This window comes from Chryseobacterium populi, assembly GCF_000282115.1.
Lineage (GTDB): Bacteria > Bacteroidota > Bacteroidia > Flavobacteriales > Weeksellaceae > Chryseobacterium > Chryseobacterium populi.
This window is the reverse complement of the sequence record NZ_AKJY01000014.1, coordinates 103,079-124,603: the sequence shown is the minus strand read 5'-3', so window position 1 is coordinate 124,603 and position 21,525 is coordinate 103,079. Positions and strand designations below refer to the sequence as shown.

Sequence of the window (21,525 nt, the reverse complement as noted above, 5' to 3'; positions counted from 1 at the left end):
TTTATTTATAAATACTTGTGATTCAGTCTATTTAGAGTATTTTTCATCCTTTTACCTTATTTTTTAAAGCAAAAATTTTTTATTAAAAAACAAATGTTTTATCTTTTTTAGAGGATTTTTCGATTAAAGCTCCATATTGTTGCTACGAACCTGACAGGATTCGAACCTTTTCAAAAATATTAAATAACTGAAAATCAACCATATATTAAAATCATTTTTTTCCTGTGGTACAAAAGGTTCGAAAAGTCAAGCCCATCAAGTTATCTATACAGGATCTCGTACACTTCAAACGCCCCGCAAAAACTTGTTTTTCAGCGTTTTATATAAATATAATTTAAAATATCAGCTTTACTCTGAAAAATCAAAAACTAATCAATCAATTTTTAGATATTTTTTAAGTTTTGTTCATACCCTAAAAAATATAATTCTTTAAAAAATTCAACTATTGCTTGCTCTGTCTGCTGACCATGGATTTCTTTTATTTTCGAAGCTGAAGCAGTTAATCCAAATATAGTCTTAACACTTTCTGATAGCATTTTTTCAATATTCCCTTCTATTACTTTTACTTTCTCCGGAAAAAACAACCTGATAATTCTCTGTTTGGTTATAGTATCTGAATTTTCATAAAACTCCCCTAAGTGGTTAATTATGTAATCAGTTCCCTTTTCTGTGTGTTTTTCAGCCACTATTTTTAAAGCCTGCTGTCTCAATTTATCAGTATTATCTTTTAAAGATTCCTGACAACGACTTCTTATTAGTTTATAATCATCATAGTCAATATTCCCATTTGAAAATAGCTTTTGTGCATTGAATCCCCTATCAATCAATTTTTCCATTTCTTTCTTTATCTCCTCTTTTTTCTGAATATAATCATGATGTTCTTCACCGTAAATTTCCTTTGAGATACTATTGGCAAGTTCTAAAAATGGTTCTACCACTCTATTGTTCTTAAGAAATGAGAGAAAACTTAAATTGATAAGGTCGGCTCTTATCCGGTATGAACAGAGTCCCACACAGTGATAATAATAATATTTTTTAGTATGTCCCTGCGATCCACTTCCTGTAAGCGTATTTCCACAATTAGGACATTGTAGGACACCTCTAAAAATTAAATTTTCATTGACTATCCTTTTTGAAGTTAGTTTCTTAGGATGGTTTAAATCTGCGCCTTTTATTATTCTTTGAACCTGATCAAATAATATTACTGGTATAAGACGCTCATGAGTACCCTCAACAATTCTTTCAGCTTTATCTTCGAATGCCGGAATTTTTATTTTACCACAATAAATAGGATTTCTTACCAGCCGGTAAAAAGCACTTCTACTGCAATTAAGCCCATTTGATACCGCATCTTTGTATATTTCAGTTAAACAATATTTATTTTGTCTCACTATAGCTGTAAAAGCCTCACGGATAATATATGCTTCCGGTTCGTAGAGGGCTATATATTTTTTTCCATCAGATGTGATTTTATTTCTATATCCTAGAGGAGCTTTGTTGATCCATCTTCCTTCCAGTCTTGCTTTTTGCATTCCCAAACGCACATTACGGCTTCTTTTATCGTTTTCTACTTCAGAAGTAGCCCAATACATTGCCAACATAATTTTACTTTCCGGGATTGAGAAGTCTATCTGCTGTTCAATTGCCTGAATGGAGACTTTCATATTCTGCAATCTTTCTAACATCTTATAAGCGTCCATAATATTGCGGCTGAATCGATCCCAATAAGTAAAGAGAATAAGTGAAGATTGATTTTTAATGAGCTTAAGTTCAGCGAACAGTTTGTTCCATTCTGGCCGGTTAAATGTTTTCGCAGAATAGTCTTCGAAAATAGTTTTAGTAACAATGAGATTGTGATCTTTACAATAGTGCACAAGTCGATCCAACTGGCTGCGTTGGGAATATCCTTTTACAGCCTGTTCATCAGTACTGACTCGTATGTACAGATAAACGGCTTGCATGGTGTAGGTATTAATTAAAGTCCTTTAGTTAAAGCTACTTTATATTCAAACGAAAAATAGAACAATTTATTTGACGAGTTTATATACATGTTTTTACAAAATGGCTTTTATGCTATTTTGAAAAGACTGCTTCGGATATGCTTAGATTTCGGCACCAGGGATTTTTTTAAGGAGATTTTAATCTATACAACTCCAGTGAAAGTTGGAATCAGCCATTTATGAGTTTCAGTGAATCAATAATGTAACTTTGCATTTATTACGATACAGCATAAAAATAAATGACCGAAAAAAGTACGTATCATCCCTTTTCGGTCATCTTTTTTTAATTATGATTATTTGATCATCTATACTCTGATTACTATCTACTGTAAGATTCCCAATCAATATTATCTTTTGCCCATTGTTTAGCGGAGGTTGTCGGAATTCCTTTCTTGCCATTGAAGGTATTCTCCAGCGGCCAGGAAACACCTCTTCCTGCTCCGAATATAGAACGGTACTTTTTAACAAAATTGGTAGGATCGTTTTTAAGATCATCTGTAATCTCTTCCATATCAGAAAGTGTACGCTCATACTTCCGGCCTGATAATGATTCTGCAATATCAGCCAGATCTCCGTAGGTAATCGTATCGCCGGCGATATAGACGATCTCATTTTCGATCTGTGGTTCTGTAAAGAAAATCTCAGCAGTAAGCCGGCCAATATCATCCGGTGTGGTCAATGTAACTGCCGTATCCCATCCACCTATAGCATTGACCGATCTATTTTCCAGATCTAAAATGCCGAAGAACGGTTCAAAAAGATAACTGGTAAACATACCTGTGGAAATAATAACCCATTTTGTGGCACTTTGTGATCTCAGAAGCTCTCTCACATCAAGCTGCTCATCAAAAAGATCCTGCGCACTTCCCCGCCCTATCACTTCAAAGTCCACTCCGAACTGCCAGGGAAAATATCTTTTGACACCGGCATCAATAACCGCATTGGCCAACTTCAGCTGAAAACCTCCTGCGCCTGTTCCATAACCTGTACACGAAACAATAGCGTCGTAATTTCTGAAAATATCAATAAGCTCAGAAGAGGGAGCGGACAGGTCGCCCGCAAGCAATTCCACACCCAATTCCCGGATCTCTGTAACATTCTTTTTCTTCTCCGGATCTTCAGAGTTGATCGTTGCTTCTCTCAGCAGTACGGTTACTGTGACGTTATTATAGTTTTTAGCTTTTTTTGATATATTTCGGATAACAGGCATACCTAACTCGCCTGCGCCCAAAATTAAAACTGATATATTTTCCATATTAAAATAATTACAATTTGAATCCATTATCCTAATGAATTCTTTTTCATATGCAAAATTACCACCTTCAAACCCCAAAAACAATAAGATACCTCATTGTGAGCTACTTACATCGATGTTAGTTTTTTGAGTTTTAGTCACATTAATTTTAAATGAAGGTCAAATTTTATTTTCTAAATGCATCTTTATTATAAAGTTCCTTTTGGCAAAAGTTTTTTCATCAGAAAAATCTATCTTTATTAGCATTAAATATACTTTATGGAAAGACTGATGACGGACGAAGAAATCGTAAATGCCTGGGACGACATTTGCAAGGTACTGAACAAAGAACAGGATCAGCTCAAACATGATATACTAAATCATGTCGGCAACAAATGGTCACTCTTTGTCATTCACGCGTTGGGAATAGATGGTAAAATGCGTTTTACAAACCTGGAGAACCACATTAAGGGTATCAGTCAACGGATGTTGACCAAATGCCTGCGCGAACTGGAGAGAGACGGTCTCATTTTAAGGACCGTCCATCCCGAAGTTCCGCCAAAAGTAGAATACGCGAATTAACAACTTTAGGTCGTGGCTTATTGGTGCAGGTTACTCCACTTTGGTTATGGATTGCCCGTAACAGCAATGAGCTAAACCAGGCAAGAGAAAACTACACGAAGTAGGCTAAGCGAATCGAAATTTCTGAAACAAAGTAAACTTCAATGTATTAGCCTATGAGGATTTTATCAGTTAATGTTTTACGACAAAACGCTTTTCAGCACTTCCTTTAAGGATTATCTTCAGTGCCTCCGGCAGATTGTCAATTGAAATGACCTGTACCATTTCTGATAAAAAATCCGGTTTGAAATCATCGGCAAGAAAGCTCCATATTTCCTCTTTAAATGATAATGGCTGCTCCACGGAATCTATGCCAATCAATCTGACCCCTCTCAAAATAAAGGGATAAATGCTTGTAGCCAAGTCCCCGGATGCCACATTGCCGCAACAAGTTACTACACCTCCGTATTTGAGAGACTTTATCATTCAAAGGTCCGAATCCTTTCGCGCTCACTTAAGGAGACACTATTTATTAGTCTGAAAGTGCTTCAGTAGGCATGTAATTACCACTGAACGGCAGTTCGAAATCCCACTAAGATTAACAAAGTATAATTTACATCCGCCTAATGAAATACTGATTAATCCGGTGCATAATATTGCAGTAAATAATTTTAGGAAAAATTTTATTAGATTCTAATAATTTATATCTATCATTTTCATAAATAATTATAATTGAAAATAAAGCTAATAGTAATTATTTGCTTTATTTTTTAACTTAAATTGTACCCGTTTTTAAATATTTTTTATGAAAATACCCAAAAGTATAAATATTATTAGGCGGTCTATAATGAGGAATCTGACTAAAAACATAGGAAGGTCAAATACAGAAATAAATCTCAAAAAAAAAATCGAAATAAAAAAAATATTAATTTCCAGGCCAAATCACAGATTAGGAAATTTACTTTTGCTTACTCCCTTAGTTCAGGAGGTTATCAGCACTTTTCCTGACAGTAAAATTGATCTGTTTGTTAAGGGTGGCATCACTCCCATTATTTACAAAAATTATCCGAATATTGGTAAAATTATCCAACTTCCAAAAAGACCGTTTAGCAATATATTAAAATATGTAAATGGATGGATCTCCATTAAAACCCAAAAATATGATTTGGTTATCAATGCAAGTTTTGGATCATCATCCGGAAGATTGTCTACGCTTTTTGCAAATTCAAAATATAAGTTATTTGGCGACATTGATGAAAGTTATTCTGCAAAATTTCCGGATTACCACCATTCTGCTAAAAACAGTGTATATAACCTGAGACAATACTTAACAAAATTGGGGATCCCTGAAAACCCAAACGAAGTTCCCTCTTTGGATCTGAAGCTAAGCCGGGAAGAGGTAGAAATTGGAAAGAAAAAACTATTTGACCTGGTAAAAAATGATAAAAAAACTATTTGCCTTTTTACCAATGCAACAGGTGACAAATGCTATTCTGAAAGCTGGTGGAATGAATTTTACAGTCAGCTAAAGCAAAACTTTCCTGATTATAATATTATTGAACTTTTACCTGTCGAAAATATTTCGAAATTAAATTTCACCATCCCTTTTTTCTACAGTACTGATATCCGGGAGATGGGAGGCTTGATTGCAAATTCTAATTTATTTATTGCAGCAGATAATGGTGTCATGCACTTAGCCAGTGCCTCCGGAACGCCTACAATAGGATTATTCTCAGTTACTGATGAGACTATTTATAGGCCATATAATAATAACAGTTTTTCTATTAATACACGAAGTTTAAATAGCCAGAATATTATGGATTTACTTCATGAAACGATGATGCACATCTAATTTAAATAAACTATATGAAATCGATATTTGCCGAAGATGTATCACAATACAAATATGAAATTCTATCCATTTTAAAAAAATTTAAAAATGACGGGACTCTTATAGGTAACGGTAGTAGGAATATTATCAAATTTTTTAATCTCAATGGCTTAATTTTAAATTTTAAATCCTTTAAACAGCATAATATTATTAATAGGCATATTTATAAATTCTATCGAAAGTCTAAAGCCAGACGTTCTTTTGAATATGCAAACATGCTTATAGGTAAAAATTATTATACACCAAAGCCTATTGCATACATTGAAAATCATGACGTTATTGGTCTAACCTCAAGTTATTACATAAGCGAACAACTTGAAAATACATGGACTTTAACAGATGTTCTTAGCAAAACATCGTTTCCTGAAAGGGAAAGAATTATTAAAGAATATACATTATTGATGTACCGTTTACACAACGATGGTATCGAATTTATTGATAATTCCCCTAACAATTTTTTAATAAAAAAGGAAGGTGATATTTATTGTATTTATATCGTAGACTTAAACAGAATGAATTTTTATGATCATATTAAAATTGATAAACGGCTCAGAAATTTCGCCCGACTAACAAATGATGTAACAATTATCAAAATTATTTCCGAAGAATATGCATTACTATCTGACATTCCCCCTGAATACTGTTTCAAAAAAATTGTTCAAGCAACAAATGCAATTCTTATTAAGCGTAAAATAAAAAAAATATTGAAATTATATAAATATTTAATAAAAATTTAGTAAAATCTCTTATTCTCCTATTAGAAGAATGTTCTTTCTACTTTACTAATCATATGGTGGTACTTTATGGCCATGTTAAAGGAATAATTAAAAAAATCCGCCTCCCAATTAGTTTGAATATGCTGTATAGGAAAATCGAATGTATCTAAGACCAATAAAGATCTGTGTCCCAAACCTTGTCGTTTATACGAGATATTGAGCCTCGCCGTCACCGAATGACCAGCAGCCATCGTTGTTTTCTACCAGGATGATCATTACATCATTCTGGCCTACCGATGTTTTGACTGAGATATTAGCAGCAATCTTCTGATAAAGTGCCTGCTTCAGGGCCACAGGTCGCCCGGTACGCAGGGTTATGCGTATATAAAGCAGGTCTGTAGTGTGGGATATCCCCATATAGTTTTCAGAGAAGATAAAATCTTCTGTGGCTACGGGACGGAGGAACACCTGAAACAGGTCATTTTCCGGTATCCGGATTACTTCGATTAAGCTTTCATGAATAGCAAAGGAAATTTATTGTTTCTGGCCGGCAGTGAAATGTGCTCCACAATAGATTTCTACAAAAGGCATGGGTTTTATTTTATGTATTAAGCTAATGATTAAAAATAATATGGATATTTATAATCTCCGGCAAATTATGTTCTCTAATTTTGAATTTTCATATATCTGTTAAGATTAATTACTTTATTATCTTTAGAATGATAGGCCACTTCAACATAAAAATTAAATAATTCATATAGTGTAAACTCAATATCGCCTTTCAATGAAGAACTGATAAGCCTGCCTTTCTCAAAAACCAGGTTATATTGCTCAATTTCTGACAGTTGTGTAAATTCATAAAAAGACAATATTTTCATTTTAACTAAACTTAAAATCAAAAATAATAAATCCCTAGCTAATCAAATAATTTACTATATTAAAATTATGTAAACTTTATTTTTTAAGTCAAGAGAAAGTAAATAAATCCTTATATCCAAACAATCAAAAACATCCGGTCTGACTTTGTTTAAATATCAGATTTAAAGAATAATTCCGGTTAAAGAATTTTAATGATAACTTGCAGAGATTAATCTGAATACGTTTTATATGACTAAAATACCTACCTTAATTTGTTTTGTTTCACTTATATTGGCCAGTATTGGCTGTAAAAATGATAGTGACTCAAAAAAACAAGCAGAAAAACCCAACCAAAAAACAGCTATAGTTAAAGAAAAATGGCATTGGGATAATACCCAAAAGCAAAATGAAAGTGCCGGGTATGCCCAAGTCGTTAAAGCAGGCAATACAATTTACATTTCGGGTATTCCTACAGACGATTTAAGTCCCGAAGGGATAGCCAAAGTTTATAAAGCATTAGAAAAGTGCCTCAATTCTTTTGGTGCAACCTCAGAAAATGTTGTAAAAGAAAATCTTTATACTACAGACATAGAGACGATGAAAAAATATAACGACTCAAGAAAAGAGTTTTATAAAGGCGATTTTCCTGCAGCTACCTGGGTACAGATAAGCAGATTGTATGAACCAAATGCTAAACTGGAAATAGAATTAATTGCACAACTTAGTGATGCCAGCCGATAATTCATGTGCTTTATTTCCATATATCAAAAGCCACTGCAAATGTACAGTGGCTTTTATTTTTATAAATGAGAACCTTATTTCAATCTGTAGGAATTTCCGTTCCAAAGATAAGTTTTAGACGAGCGTTTCTTCTTTTCTTTATCATGATCATCTTTTTCCATTTCCTCCATTTTAAAAATAAAGGCATTGGAAATTCCTCCTTTATCATTCGGAAATATAAACTTTTCACCGTGATAGTATACATCTGCATCGCCTACATTCGTCAGCTGAGGCAAAGTAATGAGTTTTTTATCTTTAAAAAGCACATACTGATCATAACTCGCAATTCCGCAGGCTTCTCCTGAGACCATCGCTTTCAGGGTTAATTCCACGTTTTGTAATTTATGATTACTTTCTACATTGAATGTCCCATAGCTCAATTCTTCTCCTCTCCCCGTATCAAAGAAAACCTCATCAACCAGAGTATTTCCTTCAACCAGTTTTATACTTGCAATATTCTGCTGATAATTTTCTCCAGACTGTTTGTTTTTCCTGGTTTCCGTCTTTGAAAGGCCGAACAGAAAATCATAGCCGTTTTTATTCCGGTAACCAACACAGAGATTTCCACCCCAAATATAGCCTTCTACAGTCTTATCTCCTTTCTGGCAGGATATTTTATACCAGTTTGCCCTTCTTTCACCCAGTTTTAAAACCGCTTCATCTTTTTTAAGAATGAGAACCTGCTGATTGGTTTTTAAAGAATCCAGTATTTGAGCATTTACGTTGGGATCCAATCTCAGTCTTGCCTGGTCTGTAAATATTTTCTGGGGCTTATTTTCTTCAAATCCGAAAACGCCATCAGCATATACGATCTCTTCTTCCTGAGCGGAAATCAATTGTATAGCCAATAAAAATAAAACAGTCAGTAAGGATTTCATATTCCTTCTTTTAATCATTATTTTTCGAGTAACAAGCTTACCCATTCTTCACGCTGCAACTGCTTTTTCAATTCAAGGCTATTTTCTTTACAGACTTCAAGAATATCATCTGCATCAAAAAAGCACAGTCCCGAAAGCAATAATTTTCCACCTTTATTCAAAACAGATACATATGTTGGAATATCTGAAATCAGGATATTACGGTTAATATTAGCCAGAATAATATCAAAATTCTCTTTTCCCAAATTTTCGGCAGTTCCCTGTTCAATATCCAGTTCAACCTTATTTCTTTCTGCATTTTCTTTTGAGTTCTCAACTGACCATTCATCAATATCAATGGCTTTTACATCACCTGCACCTTTCTGTTTTGCATAAATTGCCAGTACGGAAGTTCCGCACCCCATATCCAGCACTTTTTTACTGTTTAAATCCATATCCATCATCTGCTGGATCATCAGATGGGTTGTAGGATGGTGCCCGGTTCCGAAAGACATTTTAGGCTGAATCACAATTTCATGCATTCCGGGTACAGATTCATGGAATTCTGCTCTGATCAAAACTTTATCATCAATATTTATCGGTGAAAAATTCTTTTCCCACTCTTCATTCCAGTTGATATTAGGCATTTCCTGGAAAGAGTATTCAATTTTTACATTTTCATTTTCAAGAAGAGGAAGAGTTTTAAGTTCATTTTCATTGAATAAATCTTTCTGAATATATCCTAAAATACCATCAATTTCTTCCGTGAAACTGTCAAAACCTATTTCGATAAGCTCTGCCATTAATATTTCGTTCCAGGGTTGTAATGGAGAAATTTTGAAATTGAATTCTAAATAATTTTGCATGTAATAAATTTGGTACAAAAATAACGAATTAATAGGATTAGAATTCCCGGAATCAATGCTTTTTTAATGTAACGGGTACAATATTTTTTCATACTGAAATCTTTTAAACCTTAAATCTGAGCTATTAAGATTGATGAAGATAGTAAGGATATTAAGCATGACTGCGTTTTTAGGTTTGGGCTAAAGCCAAATCCGTTGTGGCAAAGAAAAGCGGGCTAAAGCCCGCCCCTATCAATAAAAATCATATTAAAATGTTTTCATTATTTGAGTTGATGATAATTAAATCCCATTAACGATCAACTTTAAACTACCATTAAGGATTTGTAGAAAAAATAGACCCGTTTGCAATTAAGGCTCTTCTGTTCATTTTCAGGATATCCCTTACCCATTCTGCAAAATCTTCCGGTTGCAGCACTTTGTCGGGGTTCCCGTCAGTCAATCCGCCCTGGATGCTCATATCTGAAGCAATCGTACTTGGAGTTAATGTGATTACCCGGATATTTTGTTTTCTCCATTCCGCCATCATTGATTGTGACAAAGAAACTACTGCTGCTTTAGATGCTGCATAAGCCGACATATTCGGTCCGCCCTTCAAGCCTGCTGTTGATGCTACATTCACAATATCACCTTCACCTTTTGCTTTTAAGAAAGGATGAACCGCTTTTGCTGCATAATACACTCCGAAAAGATTGGTTTTTATTACCTGTTCCCAGGTTTCTGACGGCATTTCTTCAATGGTTCCGAAGTCTCCTATTCCGGCGTTGTTGATTAAAATATCAACACCTCCAAGCTGCCCGGCCAAAGATTCAATACCTGCCTTTACTTCAGATTCGTCATCCATACTGAAAACTGCATAGGCAGTGTTTACTCCCGTATTTCTGATTTCTTCAACCGTATTTTTAAGATTTTCTTCATTTCTTCCGGTAATGGCTACATTTACACCTTCATTAGCCAATGCCAGGGCAACAGCTTTACCAAGACCTCTTCCACCACCTGTTACAATGGCATTTTTTCCTTTTATATTCATAGTGATATACTTTTCGTAATACAAATTTACGAAACGATATTTTTAAAAGCGGTTATTTACCTACTAATTAGGGGCAATATTTGTTTAAATATTTCACCAGTGTTTTTAGCTTTGTTTGGAAAATTAAAGCTTATAGGTTTTATCCGCCAGGTAAGCAAAAATTTTGTAATTAAAAAATAAAACCGGCTTATTGTAAGCCGGTTTCCTGAATTGAAAGTATAGTAAAAAAATGAAAAACTAAGGGATAAGAACAGGTTCTTTAACCTCAAATTCTTCTGAAGCAGAAAACTGATTTCCATACATGTCTATCGCTTTCACTTCAACCTTATGTTTTCCCTGTGTTAGTTTATTGGTAAATCCACCTACCCAGATGTGTTTTGATATTTCAGGGTTTGAAGGTCTTCTGCCCGGGAATAAATTTTGTGTGGTGTCCCATTTGAAAACCGACATTGCGAAGTTAGGATCAATTGTTTCATCATATTCCATCTCTTTCCAGTCGCCATTATCAATTCTGTATTCCACTTTGTCTTTTTTGCTTCCCATAAAGAAGTTGGCAAGCACTTTTGCAGATGTTTTTGAAGGGAAAGGAATTACCTTCGGAACGTATAATTCGATCTGATAATCTTCCGGTTTTCCGGCTGTTTTGTATTTGACTTTATACTGGTTATCTGTAAAGCTGATGAATGAATATCCTTTGGCCGTTCCGTCTCTCATGGTAGAAGTTGGTAAACCGGCTTCGTCAGGCGTTCCTGAATACCAGTCACCACAGGTGGTTCCTACGTTATATTCGTGTAAATCTTTTGAACCATTCCACCCGGCTTGTTTTCCATAGAAAATCTGTTGCTGAATATGGGTATGTGCTGACAAAATCAGTGCATTCCGGAAAGGAGTCAGATAATCAAATAATTTCTGACGGTCTGCATTCCTGAAATTATCTTCATTTTTATGGTCCAGCGGAATGTGGAAAGAAACGACAACCAATTTGTTTTTATCTACCAGCTTCAGGTCATTTTCAACAAATTTCAACTGATCTTCGCGGAAACCACCCCAATATCCTTTCCCATCTCTCGGATCCGGATACAAAATATCATCCAAAATAATGAAGTGAACGTTTCCATAGTTGAATGAATAGTTGGCTGGTCCGAAATTGGATTCAAATGTTTCGTCTGAAAGCTGATCTTCTTTGGCATCATAATTCATATCATGATTTCCCATTACATTGTACCACGGCAAACCGATTTCTTTCATTACGTCTGCATAAGGCTTCTGCAAGCTTAAGTTATCTCCTACCAGGTCACCCAGACTGATTCCCAGCACTGCATTTTTTTTGGCATTTTTAACTTCATTTACAATCCCTCTTTTGAAATAATCCAGTTCTTTTTCTGTGTAGGGCTGTGGGTCACCGAAAACCAGGATATCAAAGTCTTTATTCTCCGTCTGCTTATACAGCGGGAAATTCAACTCTTTCGGAAGCTCTCCTGTAGGGGCGCTCCCTTTGTATTTAAAATCAGCAGGAGAACCTTTTGGCTTGTACTGGTAGTAATATTGAGGCAGGTTATTGCCATTTAAGGCAGTCTGATATCCTGAAGGCTTGATAACAAAAACCGTCTGATTTTCCTGAACCGGAAGGCTGTACCTCCCGTTCTTGTCTGTTAAAACCACCTGAATTCCATTGGAAACCGCTACTCCTTCAATTCCTTTTTCCCTGTTTTCTTTTTTCAGATTTTTATTGCTGTCCTCATAAACATATCCTGAAACGGAAGCCTGAGAAAATGCCATTGCAGAAATTAATAAACATGGCATTAAAAATTTTATAGTCATTGTATGATTGTATTTTAGATTATTTATGATCGATTATTATTGATTCCACCATGTTTTGATGTTGATATTATCTCCCCCCATCTGCTGAACGGCAGCCTGGTAATTTGCCGTATTCAAGACTTTTGGATTCGGAGGATACATTAATCGTTGCGGAAGGTTTCCGTTATTTAAAAGCCCGCCGTTGTTTGGAAGCACCGGGAATCCGGTTCTTCTTTTTTCAAACCACTGCTGCTGATCTACAAAGAATAAAGCAACATATTTCTGAAGCATAATCCGGTCTAATGTTCCGTTGTAAGCTACATTCGGATTGGCAAAGTAGTTGGCAGGAACCGTTGCTCCCCATTGCTCAATAGCCGCTTTAACCCCATTTTCATAATAAGTCTGTGCGCTTCCCGGAATAATTCCTTTATTGGCCAATTCAGAAAGGGTGAACTGAAGCTCTGCATAAGGATAAATCAGAATATTCAATGGTGCTTTTGCCAAATTCTGGTTCATATTGGATGGCTGGTAAGTAAATACCGTTCCATAGGCATAACCTGAAGGCGCACCTTTGTACCCGATATTCTGTTGGGATGGGATAGCTTTAGCCTGACCAAAGAACATTGACAAACGCGGGTCACTATTGGCTTTTAAAGTTTCAACAAAAAATTCAGAAGCCGCTCTGCTTGTTGTAAAATCCTGAGGTCTTGCAATCGGGGGGAGAAGTGGTGAAACTCCGGTTATACTCAGTTTTGCCGTTTCCGCATTGCTCTGGAAAAGAGGATATGTTGTAGGATTATTTATGATTTCCTGGATTCTTTCATGAACATTGACTTCTCCGTTTTTCTTTAAAATTCTTGTCAATAATCTTAATGAAAGTGAATTACAGAATTTTTTCCAGTTTGAAATTCCGTTGGCATCTGCTTCCGCTTTGTAGAAAAGATCGCTACCGGTAAGGGGTTTATTGGTAACAAAAAGAGTGTTTGCGGCTTTTAAGTCATCCAACAGCTGAATATAAATATCTTTCTGCTTATCAAATTTCGGCTGAGTAATTCCTTCATCTAATTTCCCTGCCTGTGAAAACGGAATGTCTCCGTAAGTGTCTGTAAGATTGGAATAAATCCAGGCATTCAACACCATGGCAATAGCCTGATAATTTGCATCTTTTTCTTCAATAGCAGCTTCTTTAAGGTCTTTTACCTGCTTCAGCCATTTGTATGAGTTATTCCAAAAGCCTGCTCCTGTATTTTCTGTAAGATAATATCGGCTCAGCGAGTTTCCTTCATTGGGAAAATCAAGGGAAACCTGCATGATATCAAATGTAAAATCATTGGCTCTCATATAATTAACAGAAGCCATATTGTATTGAATAGGCACCAGTAATTTGGCGGATACCGGATCACTGATCCTGCTTTCATCAATGTTTACTTCGTCAAGGTTCCTGTCACAAGAAACCGATGCAAAACCGATACTTGAAATTAATAATATATTGAATAGTAATTTTTTCATGATTTCAAATTTTAAAATTTAACATTAAGTTGGATTCCCACTGTTCTTGCTGTTGGCAACTGTCCCATTTCAACTCCCGGAGTGATCTGGTTGTCATTAAGAGTCGCTGCTTCCGGATCGAACAACGGAAACTTCGTCCACATCCAGAGGTTTCTTCCGAATAATGCCAAAGACAGATCCGTCAGTTTTAACTGTTCCGTTACACTTTTCGGGAAAGAATACGATATTCTGGCATCTCTAAGCTTGATGAAAGAGGTATCAAATGAATTGGTTTCCACATTGGCTCTTCTGTAATAATCTGCATAGTAAACAGAAACAGCAACGCCTTTTGTATTAGGAGAATAAGATCCGTCCGGATTCTGTACCACTCCTTCCCCTATGATCAAACCATTTGGGTTGTCCCTTCCGATCAGGGTATGTTCAAGTTTCCCCTGTTCTGTCATTTTATGATGTGACTGGGAATAGGCCATTCCTTTGTACTGTCCGTCGAATGAGAAACTCACAGTAAAGTTTTTATATCTGAATTCGTTTTGAAGACCAGCTCTCCATTTCGGGTAAGCATTACCTATTTTCTTCATTTCAGTAGGTTTAGCCGTTAATCCATCGGTTCCGTAAACAACTTGCCCATCCGGCGAGTACATTAATCCGTAACCGTACATGTCTCCAAGTGAACCACCAACCACAGCGTTATAATATACTACTCCACCTACACTGGCCAAGGTATAAGGCTGGCCCTGAAATTCATCAGGAAGAGAAAGGATTTTATTCCTGTTCATCGACCAGTTCGCATTTACACTCCATGAGAAGTTTTTATTTTTAACCGGGAAAGTATTTAAGGTCATTTCAAGGCCACGGTTTCTGACCTCCCCTGCATTGATCGTTCTTTTGCTGTATCCTGTTTCATACAATGCAGGAATATCCACAATCTGATCTTTGGAATTGTTCTGATAAGCGGTAATGGAATAACTGATCCTGTTTTTAATAATGCTGAAATCCATTCCTGCTTCTATGTTGGTAAGCATTTCAGGTCTCAGGTCAGGGTTTGGATATAATGACGGTGCTTCAACCGATCCTGAGAAAACACTGTTGTTATAATATTTAATAAGCTTATATGGATTTGTATCATTTCCTACTTTTGACCAGGAAGCTCTTAATTTCCAATAATTAAACTGGTTTGAATTGAGTTTAAATATTTCTGAAAGAATGAAAGACATTCCCGCAGACGGATAAAAATAAGACCGGTTGTCTTTTGGAAGTGTACTGCTCCAGTCATTTCGCGCAGTAAGGTCTAAGAAAATTTTATTCTGATAACCTAATGTCACTAAACCGTATGCACTGTTTACCTGCTTATCGCTTGGAGTGGCAAATTTTGTGATATTGGCAATACCGTTCGGAAGGGTGTAGACGCCCGGCTTAAGAAGTCCGTCTGCCATATAATCATACATCGTATATTCTGAATAACGGATATTTCCCCCAGCCGACGCACTGAAATCAAAGTCTTTAAATGTATTTTTATAAGTGAATAATAAGTCATTATTCAAATCCATCTGCTTAATATGCTGCTCTCTGTACATCCCCTGAAGGTAGTTGGCAGAGCTCCATGGCCTTTGCTGGGTACGTTCTTCATTCGTAAGCTCCATTCCTGATCTGAACATGACGTCGAAGTTTTTAGCAATTTTATAATTAAGGTTTACATTTCCCGTAATAAAATTCTTATCTACTCCATTCAGCATTTCATAAGCAATCATATAAGGGTTGTCGATATATGAGCTGAACGGGTGAATCTGATCTACCTGGTATTTGTCTTTCTTCCAGATCGGCTGATACCATGACAGATCCACATTCGGGTTCTGGAAAATCATGAAATAAGAAATAGACTGATTGCTATATCCTGTAGCAGGTAAGTTATCACTTTTGGTTTTGTTATAATTAAATTTAACGCCTACTTTCAATCTTTCACTGATCTTATGGTCAAATGAAAGCGCGGCATTGAACCTGTCAAAACCTGTATTCGGCATCATCCATTCATTTTTCAGATAGGTTAATGATGACCTGAAAGAGGTATTTTCATTGGAAGTTTCTACAGCAATATTATTAGAGAATGTAGTTCCCGTCTGCCAGAACCCCTTAATATTGTCTTTGTAAGGCCGCCACAATTGTCTTTCTGCACTTTGCCCTTCTAATGTCGGGTCATACTGAAAATAGTACTGTCCTGCGAATTTCGGTCCGAAAGCACTACTGGTTCCTCCTGTACTTACCCCGTCCGCAGATGCTCCGTAAGAATAGAAATAGTTTCCGCTGGTATTTTTCTGCATGGTTCCCTGACCGTATTCATACTGGTAATCCGGCCATTTCAGTACCGTATCGTAGCTTGAATAGGAATTTAAAGTAACCTGTATTTTTCCTTTTTTAGTTTTTCCCGATTTTGTGGTGATCATGACCGCACCACCTGCTCCTCTGGATCCGTATAAAGCCGCAGCCGTAGAGCCTTTCAGAATAGTTATCGTTTCAATATCATCCGGGTTGATGCTGTTGATCCCGTTTCCGTAATCAATCGGTAAATCAGCTTTGGCTCCTGCTCCATAAGCAGAAAATCCGGTTCCTGTTGTTGAATTGCTTAAAGGAACTCCGTCTACTACGATCAGAGCATTGTTCTGATCCATATTCATGGAAATGTCTCCTCTCAGCTTGATCAGTGAACTTCCCAGAGGTCCGGCACCTGCAGTCTGTATTTTAAGACCTGCCACTTTCCCTTCCAAAGCCTGAGACCAGTTATTGTTCTGGGTTTTTAAAATCTCTTCAGATTTTATGGTTTCCGCAACATACCCTAAAGACTTATCTTGTCTTTTGATTCCTAAAGCTGTTACTACAACCTCATCGATGTTTTTAATAGTGTCTTTTTTAGCTGTTTGCTGAGCCGCCAAATTGACGCTTACTAATCCCAACAGTGACAAAACTATCAGTTTCTGTGTCTCTTTACGCATATCCTTTTTGTTTGCGCAAAATTAAAACGACATTATGAGGGTGGCTTTAACACGACTTTAACATTTATTAAATAATTATTAAACACAATATGAATTTAGTATGAACAATAATTGGTAGAGTTTTGATAAACAGATGTTTAAAAAAATTAATTATTATTAATATGACCGACATAATATATTCTCTTACCTTTATTGTCCTTTTTTGATAAAATATTACTTCAATTAATGAATTTCAGATACACTATACAAAAAAACTTGCCTTTAAGAAAGCAAGTTTTAGAAATTATAAGTAGTAAGAAAAAATTAAAAATTTTATTTTTTTAACTGATCCGGAATATTGGTAGTAATAAATCCTATTCCCTGCGCTTTTAATTCATCTGAAATGGCAACATCATTTACCGTCCATGCATTAGTAATTAAACCTAATGCTTTAGCTTCAGAAATCCAGGTCGGGTTTTTCTGGAAAATACTGTAATGATAATCTATTCCGTCTAAACCTTCATTCTTAATCTGCTCCGGAGACAGCTCTCCTTTCAGATACTGTACTTTAAATGCAGGTTCAAGCTTTTTGATTTCCTTACAGATATTCAAACTGAAAGAGATAAATTCACTCTGAGATTCGAGCTTCATACTTTTAATCATTTTAACCGTTTTCGCTGTCAGCTCATCTTCTTTTTCTTTTGTTTTATCAGGCTTAATCTCAACAATCAGTTTCAGTGATTTATCTTTCTTTCCCTGTTTCAGATAATCTTTTAAAGTAGGAAAATCTTCACCGTTTGATAATTTCAGTTTTTTCAATTCTTTAAAATCGGTTTCTGAAATTTCCATTTTCCCGTGATGCTCATCGTGGTTGACCACTAAAACACCGTCTTTCGTCATTCTCACATCAAATTCAGACCCGTAGATCTTCAGGTTCTGTGCATTTTCCAATGATTTCAGTGAGTTCTCCGTTGTGGCCGGCTGTGTCTGCCAATAGCCTCTGTGTGCGATAATCTGGGTTTGTGCCTTCATTAAAACTGTACTTAAAACTGCTAACCCTAAGATAAAATTTTTCATAATATAATCTGATATTAAAAATGTAAAAGCCTTTAACGGACTTTTATATAAAGGTAATGTTTAATTTTTAGAAAGTATACTTGGCACCAAGCTGAATCTGGTAAGGGTTCCCTGACAAAGGCTCTAGACCACTGGTATTCAAGCTGTACTTAAATTCTTTGGTTGCCGGATCAAATCCTGTAATTCTGTACAGTGAAGTATTTCCGTAAGATTTATTCACACCCCATTCTTTATTAAGCATATTGGCTACGTTGAAAATATCCACTGACAGCTCAAACGCTCCGATCTTCTGGAACTTTAATTTTTTGGCAATCCGAATATCCCAAACTCCATAGAATCCGTTTTTGCCGCCGTTACGTTCTGCAATTTTGTTGTTATAATCGGTGATGTATTCTTTCAGTGCTTTTCCTACTTCAGGATTATCAATCAGGGTTTGGGTAAGATTCGGGAAGATGTATGCAAGATCGTTGGAATCTACGAAATCCCCGTTAACGTTACCACCCGTTGTTACTGAGAAACGTGTTCCCCCGATTCCTGAATACCTGATCCCTATGATAAATCCTGCAACAGTCGGCGAGTTTCCGTATAATACTACTTTATTTCTGAACTGGTTGTCCGAATAGTTCATCCTCAAATCTCTCGGGTCACTCTGAACCACTGTTGATAAAGTAGCGGTATTGGCTACGTTTCCATTGTAAGAAGTGTTGTCTTTAATATCAGACCATGTATAACTTGCCGTAATCTCTCCGTCTTTGTAATAACGGTAGCTTGTATCAAACACAAAAGAGAACTGGTTTACTTTACCATCGCTCACAAGCTCCAACACCCTTCCGAAATTCTTATTGATTCTTCCGGCTTTCCAGTCTACCGTTCCGTTGGCATTTACTGTATTTAAAGGAACAAAAACTCCTCTTCCACCCTCTTTATCCAGTGTAAAGTAAGGATTGGCCACCATATTCCTGTCATAATAGAAATAGTTGTTCCTTCCCAAAGCTGCATAAGCTGCCACACCTGCCCTGAACCTTTCATTAAAGAAATGGGTATAAGAGATATTGGCTTTATAAACGATCGGGATTTTTGCATCTTTACCGGTATAATTGATGGTAGGAAGCTGGTATTGCGAAAGAGTGGGAACTGTTCCGTAATCATTCCTGTAGCTTGCAAAATCCGGAGTCAGGCCGATGGTTGTAGGATTAACATCCACTGTTGCCAGATGCCTTCCGTCGAAAACAAGGTTGTTGATGATCATGTAATTGTTGATATCGGAAGAGAAAATCCCGGCACCGAATTTCACGAAATCTTTATTTCCTTCATTGATATTCCAGTCAAACTGAAACCTCGGCTGGATGATAAAAGATTTAATATTATTATCCGTCCTGATTCCCATTTCATCATATAGCTTCTGATTAAATTCAGCTTTCGGATAACCGCCGTAATCTAATCTTAAGCCGGCCATTACATCAAGTCCTTTTGCAATTTTAGCCTGAACCTGGCCATAAACCCCGATATTCCAGATACTGGATTTTACAGAAGGATCTTCTACCAAAGGTACTTCTCTGTAAAACCTGTAAGGGGTAAGGTTGTTAAAATTATCAATTCCCAGGAACTGGAACCTACCGTTTACTTCACTTCCATAGATTGATTTGGCGTGCGTATACATCAAATCTGCCCCGAAAGTATATTTGATCTTATCTGTATTGTAATATAAGTTATCAACGATCTGGAATACATTGTTTCTGAAGCTTTCCTGCCCGAAACGGTGACCTCCCATCTGAATATTGGTCGCAAGGTTGATACCTTCAATCGTAGACGGTACCCGTTCTACAATAGCTCTCGGAACCGGACGTCCTAACTCATCATTCTGGAAACTGTTCTGGTAGGTATATAAATACTGCCCTTTTAATTCGTTGGTAAGATTAGGCTTTAAATTGGATCTCAGCGTTAATAATAAGCTGTTATCAAGGTTTCTGTCATTTCCGAAAGATTCAAAGAAATTGATTGCTGTATTATCTGCTAAACCGTTTTTATTGAAATCATAAGTAAAGTTGTTTCTTAAAGTCAATAGGTTTTTAGGGTTGATCTGCCAGTCTAAACGTAAAAATCCGGCATCGGAGTTTCTCACTTTATCAAAGCTTCCGAACTGTGGTGTGTTTCCTACTCCGTATTTTGTCCTTCCGATGCTTAAAACCTGGTTCAGCGTTTCATTGGTTACATTGAATCTCAATGCATCGTCTTTCGTCCTTACATCTGCAATAATTAATGGTCTTGAATCCAGCTGGTGATCCCATGCCGCAAAAAAATGCAATTTGTTTTTAATAATCGGGCCTCCTAATGAAAACCCGAACTGGGAAGTAGAGAAATCATTGACTCTTTCATTTCCCCTGATATCATATTTGCTGGATAACCATCCTGTTCTCAGGTATTCCCAGGCACTTCCGGAAAATTTGTTGGTTCCAGATTTTGTTACTGCACTTACTGTACCACCACCACTTCTTCCCAGCGTCACATCATATTGATTGGTGGTAATTTTAAATTCACGAACGGCCTCAATTGAAATGGAAAAAGGGGCACCGCTACGGCTGGTTGTGGATCCTGCTGAGGTAGGGTTTTTGGCATTCATCCCGTCAATTGTGAAATTGGTGGAAGATCCTAATTGCCCTGATAAATTTCCTCCTTTTCCACTTAAAGGAGACAAATCTGTAAGACTGGTAAAATTTCTTCCGTTTACCGGTAAAACTCCGATGTTTTTAGCTGAGATAGCGGTTGCAGCGCCTAAATTTCCGATCTTATTTTTAAGATTCCCTACAATTACCACTTCTTCCAGAACTTTCTCATTTCCGCCCAGACTCACGTTTACTGTAACCTGATCACCGAAGTTCACCGTATAACCTTCCTTTTTCTCATCATTCACTATCACGGTATAAGGGCCTCCCAGAGGAATCTCTTTGAAGATATATTCCCCTTTTGAGTTGGTTTCCGTTTCTGTTCTGAAACCTGTAGACTCATTAACAATTGTTACTTTCATTTTTTCCTGAGCTGTATTACCGGTACCGGTAACTTTACCCAGTATAGAAGCCTGCGTAGTCTGCGCATAAGCCAGTGTTCCGAAACTTAAGAACAATAATCCCAAGACAATCTTTACTTTTCTCATTTTTTCAAATTAGCTAGATGCAAAGGTATCCTGACTTTTACCGTCGGATGTTTAAGGAAATTTTAACATTTATTCAATTAAATCATAACGCTATGTTAACTGATTTTTTAACATTCAACGTATCGCTTATACAATCAGTCCGTTACATCACATTACACAATTTTAATTTTATCAGACTATTTAATTATCTTATTTTTTAGATGTGATTACTTTAGCTATTTTTGCCTAAAAGAAA

Annotated in this window: 17 protein-coding genes; 4 read left to right on the top strand and 13 right to left on the bottom strand. The window is 36.3% G+C overall.

Translation table 11 applies throughout. The annotated features are described in order from the left end of the window. Positions 1 to 383 precede the first annotated feature (383 nt). Both PMI13_RS04945 and PMI13_RS04940 read right to left on the bottom strand, forming a co-directional pair. Positions 384 to 1,961 (bottom strand): recombinase family protein, encoded by a 1,578-nt coding sequence (locus PMI13_RS04945; RefSeq protein WP_007841288.1) that lies wholly within the window; start codon positions 1,959 to 1,961, stop codon positions 384 to 386. A gap of 358 nt (positions 1,962 to 2,319) precedes the next feature. Next, on the bottom strand, positions 2,320 to 3,255 hold the full coding sequence (locus tag PMI13_RS04940; RefSeq protein ID WP_007841287.1) for an aromatic alcohol reductase: 936 nt from the start codon (positions 3,253 to 3,255) through the stop codon (positions 2,320 to 2,322). A gap of 258 nt (positions 3,256 to 3,513) precedes the next feature. On the opposite strand from PMI13_RS04940, the gene PMI13_RS04935 reads away from it, so the two are divergent. Continuing rightward, positions 3,514 to 3,816, top strand: a complete 303-nt coding sequence (locus tag PMI13_RS04935) for a winged helix-turn-helix transcriptional regulator (RefSeq protein WP_007841285.1) — start codon at positions 3,514 to 3,516, stop codon at positions 3,814 to 3,816. Between the two features lie 171 nt (positions 3,817 to 3,987). Here PMI13_RS04935 and PMI13_RS21085 read toward each other — a convergent pair whose 3' ends face one another. After that, positions 3,988 to 4,281 (bottom strand): MDR/zinc-dependent alcohol dehydrogenase-like family protein, encoded by a 294-nt coding sequence (locus tag PMI13_RS21085; RefSeq protein ID WP_034669263.1) that lies wholly within the window; start codon positions 4,279 to 4,281, stop codon positions 3,988 to 3,990. A gap of 478 nt (positions 4,282 to 4,759) precedes the next feature. Here PMI13_RS21085 and PMI13_RS04930 point away from each other — a divergent pair, with 478 nt between their 5' ends. Together PMI13_RS04930 and PMI13_RS04925 are read left to right on the top strand one after the other, a co-directional pair. After that, positions 4,760 to 5,647, top strand: coding sequence for a glycosyltransferase family 9 protein (locus PMI13_RS04930; protein ID WP_238536281.1), 888 nt, complete (start codon positions 4,760 to 4,762; stop codon positions 5,645 to 5,647). A 14-nt stretch (positions 5,648 to 5,661) separates the two neighbouring features. Next, entirely contained in the window at positions 5,662 to 6,423 is a 762-nt protein-coding gene (locus tag PMI13_RS04925; protein WP_007841282.1) for a lipopolysaccharide kinase InaA family protein, read from the top strand. A 183-nt stretch (positions 6,424 to 6,606) separates the two neighbouring features. Here PMI13_RS04925 and PMI13_RS20850 read toward each other — a convergent pair whose 3' ends face one another. Continuing rightward, positions 6,607 to 6,870 (bottom strand): tautomerase family protein, encoded by a 264-nt coding sequence (locus PMI13_RS20850; protein WP_157158213.1) that lies wholly within the window; start codon positions 6,868 to 6,870, stop codon positions 6,607 to 6,609. Positions 6,871 to 7,067: 197 nt separating this feature from the next. Continuing rightward, complete coding sequence (locus tag PMI13_RS04915) at positions 7,068 to 7,280, bottom strand: hypothetical protein (RefSeq protein ID WP_007841280.1); 213 nt, start codon at positions 7,278 to 7,280, stop codon at positions 7,068 to 7,070. A 229-nt stretch (positions 7,281 to 7,509) separates the two neighbouring features. Here PMI13_RS04915 and PMI13_RS04910 point away from each other — a divergent pair, with 229 nt between their 5' ends. Further along, complete coding sequence (locus tag PMI13_RS04910) at positions 7,510 to 8,001, top strand: RidA family protein (protein WP_007841278.1); 492 nt, start codon at positions 7,510 to 7,512, stop codon at positions 7,999 to 8,001. Positions 8,002 to 8,075: 74 nt separating this feature from the next. On the opposite strand, the gene PMI13_RS04905 is transcribed toward PMI13_RS04910, so the two are convergent. The 8 genes from PMI13_RS04905 to PMI13_RS04870 form a co-directional block, all read right to left on the bottom strand. Further along, positions 8,076 to 8,936, bottom strand: a complete 861-nt coding sequence (locus tag PMI13_RS04905) for an SH3 domain-containing protein (protein WP_238536280.1) — start codon at positions 8,934 to 8,936, stop codon at positions 8,076 to 8,078. After that, entirely contained in the window at positions 8,936 to 9,763 is an 828-nt protein-coding gene (gene prmA, locus PMI13_RS04900) for a 50S ribosomal protein L11 methyltransferase (RefSeq protein ID WP_007841275.1), read from the bottom strand. The genes PMI13_RS04905 and prmA overlap by 1 nt, the downstream gene beginning before the upstream one ends. Before the next feature lie 313 nt (positions 9,764 to 10,076). Then, a complete protein-coding gene (locus PMI13_RS04895; RefSeq protein ID WP_034669264.1) occupies positions 10,077 to 10,790 on the bottom strand; it encodes a 3-ketoacyl-ACP reductase in 714 nt (237 codons plus the stop codon). Positions 10,791 to 11,027: 237 nt separating this feature from the next. Then, entirely contained in the window at positions 11,028 to 12,593 is a 1,566-nt protein-coding gene (locus PMI13_RS04890; protein WP_007841271.1) for a calcineurin-like phosphoesterase C-terminal domain-containing protein, read from the bottom strand. Positions 12,594 to 12,647: 54 nt separating this feature from the next. After that, positions 12,648 to 14,099, bottom strand: a complete 1,452-nt coding sequence (locus PMI13_RS04885) for a SusD/RagB family nutrient-binding outer membrane lipoprotein (protein ID WP_007841270.1) — start codon at positions 14,097 to 14,099, stop codon at positions 12,648 to 12,650. 11 nt (positions 14,100 to 14,110) lie between these two features. Next, the gene (locus PMI13_RS04880; RefSeq protein WP_007841268.1) at positions 14,111 to 17,083 is read right to left on the bottom strand and encodes a SusC/RagA family TonB-linked outer membrane protein; all 2,973 of its coding nucleotides are present in this window, start codon (positions 17,081 to 17,083) and stop codon (positions 14,111 to 14,113) included. A gap of 312 nt (positions 17,084 to 17,395) precedes the next feature. Continuing rightward, positions 17,396 to 18,139 carry a glycerophosphodiester phosphodiesterase family protein gene (locus PMI13_RS04875; RefSeq protein ID WP_007841266.1) on the bottom strand — a complete coding sequence of 248 codons (744 nt, stop codon included), beginning with the start codon at positions 18,137 to 18,139 and terminating at the stop codon, positions 17,396 to 17,398. Positions 18,140 to 18,206: 67 nt separating this feature from the next. Then, entirely contained in the window at positions 18,207 to 21,290 is a 3,084-nt protein-coding gene (locus PMI13_RS04870; protein WP_007841264.1) for a TonB-dependent receptor, read from the bottom strand. Positions 21,291 to 21,525 lie beyond the last annotated feature (235 nt).